Origin of the sequence: Verminephrobacter aporrectodeae subsp. tuberculatae At4 (genome assembly GCF_000193225.1) — a bacterium.
In the GTDB taxonomy this organism is placed as follows: Bacteria; Pseudomonadota; Gammaproteobacteria; order Burkholderiales; family Burkholderiaceae_C; genus Acidovorax; species Acidovorax aporrectodeae.
This window is the reverse complement of record NZ_AFAL01000467.1, coordinates 1-3795: the sequence shown is the minus strand read 5'-3', so window position 1 is coordinate 3795 and position 3795 is coordinate 1. Positions and strand designations below refer to the sequence as shown.

The following is a 3795-nucleotide window of genomic DNA, read 5'->3' as shown; positions in this document are numbered from 1 at the left end:
CCATGGCGGCCGCCTGGCTCATGGTCGAACTCACGGGATCGTCGTTCCTCGCGGCGCTGGTGCAGACGGCGGTGTTCCTGCCCATGTTCCTGCTGGCGCTGCCGGCGGGCGTGCTCGCCGACACCACGGACCGCAAGCGCCTGATCTGCGGCGCGTTGCTGGCCCAAGCGGGGACCTGCGCGCTGCTCACCCTGCTCACGCTGGGCGGCTGGAGCGGGCCGGCGTCGGTGCTCTTGCTGGTGTTCGTCTGCGGCGGCTGCACGGCCGTGCTCACCCCGGCCTGGAACGCCTCGGTCATCGACCCGGTTGCGCGCGAGGCCTGGCCCCAGGCCATCACCGCCGTGGGCATCGCCTACAACGTCGCGCGCGCCCTGGGCCCTACGCTCGCGGGGCTGGTGTTCGCGCAGCTGGGTGCGGGCTGGGTGTTCGCGTTCTCGGTGGGCACCACACTGGTGATGTGGAAGTCGATCCGCCGCTGGCCGCCGCGCGCGCACGACCCCACCCGGCTACCGCCCGAGCGGCTCTGGGGCGGCACCCTGAGCGGCCTGCGCTACGCCTGGCACTCGCGCATCATCTTTGCGCAGCTGGTGCGCGTGACGGCCTTCAGCGCCGCGGGCTCGGCGCTGTGGGCGCTGCTGCCGATGATCGCGCAGCGCCAGCTCGGCGCCGGTGCGCAGGGCTTTGGCCTGCTCATGGGCTGCCTGGGAATAGGCGCAGTGGCCGTGGGGCTGCTGCTCGGGCGGCTGCGCGCACGCTTCGGGCTCGAGCGCATCGTCGGCGCCGGCGGCGTGGTGTTTGCGGCGGCCATGCTGGTGACCGCGTTTGCGCAGGCGGCCTGGATCGTCTATTTGTGGATGCTGCTCGCGGGCGCGGCGTGGATGTCGTCCATGTCCACCTTCAACACCGCCACGCAGGCGAGCGCGCCGCAGTGGGTGCGCGCACGCGCCGTGGCCATGCACATGGTGACCGCGCTGGGGGCGTTTGCCATGGGCTCGGCGTTCTGGGGCGCGTCGTCCGACCTCATCGGCCCCACGCCCACGCTGTGCCTGGCCGCAGCGTGCATGCTCGCCGGCCTGCCGCTGGCACGCCCCCTGCCGCTGCGCATGGGCGCGCTGCACGAGGTGACGCAGGCCACTCCCTGGGACGAGCTCTTCATCGAGGCCGAGCCCCGGCCCGAGGCCGGCCCCGTGGCCGTGGAGATCGGCTACCGCATCGCCCCCGGAACCGACGCCGCCTTTCTCGACAGCATCAGCCGCCTGCGGGCCCCGCGCCGCAGGGACGGCGCCACCTTCTGGCGCGTGTACCGGGATCTGGGCCAGTCCTCGCGCTATGTGGAGCGCTTCATCGTCGAATCCTGGGCCGACTACCTGCACCAGCGCGCCCGCGCCACGATGGCCGATCAGACGCTGGAGAGCGAGGTGCGCGCCTTCCTCGCGCCCGGCGAGACGGCCCGCATGTCGCACTACATCGCTGAAAGATAAGTCCCCCCCTGAGCCGCTTCGCGTCTTCCCCCCAGGGGGACGCCAGCAGCGGCCCGGCGAAGCCGGCTCCGCGCAGGCCTCAGCGGGGGGCTGTGGCGCTGTGCTGACCGCTGGGCATGCCCTGCGACAATCAGCGCATGCGCCCTGCCCCCCTCGCCAACGACAGCTTCCTGCGCGCCTGCCGCCGCCAGGCCACCGACTACACCCCCGTGTGGCTCATGCGCCAAGCGGGTCGCTACCTGCCCGAATACCGGGCCACGCGCGCCCGGGCCGGCAGTTTCATGGGCCTGGCGAGCAACGTGGACTACGCCACCGAGGTCACGCTGCAACCCCTGGAGCGCTTCCCGCTCGACGCGGCCATTTTGTTCAGCGACATCCTCACCGTGCCCGACGCCATGGGCCTGGGCCTGGCGTTCGTCGAGGGCGAGGGCCCACGCTTTGCCCGGGTGGTGCGCGACGAGGCCGCCGTGGCCGGCTTGGCCGTTCCCGACATGGACCGGCTGCGCTACGTGTTCGACGCGGTCGCCAACATCCGCCAGGCGCTGGGCGGGCGCGTGCCGCTGATCGGCTTCTCCGGCAGCCCCTGGACGCTGGCCTGCTACATGGTCGAGGGCCAGGGCAGCGACGACTACCGCCAGGTCAAGGGCCTGATGTATTCGCGCCCCGACCTGATGCACCGCATCCTGGCGGTGAACGCGGACGCGGTGGCGGCGTACCTGAACGCCCAGATCGACGCCGGCGCGCAGGCCGTGATGCTTTTCGACAGCTGGGGCGGCGTGCTGGCCGACGGCGCGTTCCAGCAATTCAGCCTGGCGTACACCGCGCGCGTGCTGGCGCAGCTGCGGCGCACGGGGGTGGACGGCGCCGACCTGCCGCGCATCGTCTTCACCAAGGGCTGCGCACCATGGCTGCAAGACATGCAGTCGCTGGACTGCGAGGTGCTGGGCCTGGACTGGACGGTGAACCTCGCCAAGGCGCGCGCGCTGCTCGGCGGCGCCGTCGGGGGCCCGGGCAAGGCCTTGCAGGGAAATATCGACCCCTGCGTGCTGCTCGCGCCGCCGGAGCAGATCGTGCAGCAGGTGCACGGACTGCTCGACCGCTTCGGCACGCCCCACACCGACCGCAGCCGCACCGGGCCCACGCACATCTTCAACCTCGGCCACGGCATCAGCCAGTTCACGCCGCCCGAGCACGTGGCGGCGCTGGTCGAGGCCGTGCACAGCCACTCGCGGGCGCAGCGCCGGGCCTGACGCCCCCCCGCGCAGGCGCTTGGCGTGCGCGCAGAACTTGCCGCCCGTCTTTCTTCAGACTTATAAGCAGTTTAAGGGGCTGCCTGTTTTGTAAGCAATCTGTCGATGGCCTGCATTCATGCGGTTTCAAGGCGAAACCCGACGAGATTTCAACAAAGTTATCAACAAATATTCGGGATTATTTACAGGCACTAACAAAAACATGGACTTAGCGAATGAACCTCCACGTGGCATGCACAAGCTGCCATAAGGGCCTGCGCACGAGCGCGCCCTGCCCTCCCGCGGCGACAATTCCCCGTCCGCCCCTGCCCTCCTGCCCCATCCTGCCTTGTCCGCTCCCCAGCCCCCCGCCGGCCCCGTCCACGTGGCCCTGCACACCCCGTCGCACAGCGGCATGGGGGAGTTGCTGAGCTACGCCTGCGAGCGCCCCCTGCCCGCGGGAACGCTGGTGCGCGTGCCCCTGGGAGCGCGCGAGGTGCTGGGCGTGGTGTGGGACGCCGACGAGGCCCCGGGCGGCCTTCCCGAAGGCACCGCGCTGCGCCCCGTCGCCGGGGTGCTCGAGGGCCTGGCCCCGCTGGATCTGCCCTGGCGCCGCCTGGTCGCCTTTGCCGCGCGCTACTACCAGCGCGCCCTGGGCGAGGTCGCGCTGGCCGCGTTGCCCGCGCATCTGCGCGGGCTGCGCCCCGAGCAGTTCGCGCGCCGCCTGCGCCGCCCCACGCCGCCCGCGGACGCAGCTGCGCACACGGTGCAGCAGAGCGTGGCGCTCACCACGGAACAGGCAAGCGCCTGCGCCCGGATTGCCTCGGAGCCCGGCCCCTTCCTGCTCTTTGGCAGCACCGGCAGCGGCAAGACCGAGGTCTACCTGCGCTGCGTGCAGGAGATGCTCCAAGCCGACCCCACGGCGCAGGCGCTGGTGCTGGTTCCCGAGATCAACCTCACGCCGCAGCTCGAGGAACGCTTCGCAGCGCGCTTCGGCGCCAGCGCCGTGGTCCCGCTGCACAGCGGAATGACCGGCCCGCAGCGCCTCAGGAGCTGGCTCGCCGCGCACAGCGGCGCGGCGCGCA

3 protein-coding genes are annotated in these 3795 nt (G+C 71.7%); all 3 read left to right on the top strand.

Annotated elements, in window-relative coordinates:
- A partial coding sequence (locus VTU_RS27500) for an MFS transporter (RefSeq protein ID WP_010105611.1) occupies positions 1 to 1481 on the top strand: 1481 nt, incomplete at its 5' end.
- Between the two features lie 137 nt (positions 1482 to 1618).
- The gene (hemE, locus tag VTU_RS0115055) at positions 1619 to 2731 is read left to right on the top strand and encodes a uroporphyrinogen decarboxylase (protein ID WP_010105609.1); all 1113 of its coding nucleotides are present in this window, start codon (positions 1619 to 1621) and stop codon (positions 2729 to 2731) included.
- Between the two features lie 394 nt (positions 2732 to 3125).
- Positions 3126 to 3795 (top strand): primosomal protein N' family DNA-binding protein (locus VTU_RS27495; protein WP_010105607.1); only part of this gene is annotated, 670 nt, incomplete at its 3' end.

What these genes read in the sequence shown, in the direction of transcription:
- hemE (WP_010105609.1), top strand. Translation starts at nt 1,619, where the DNA reads ATGCGCCCTGCCCCCCTCGCCAACGACAGCTTCCTGCGCGCCTGCCGC.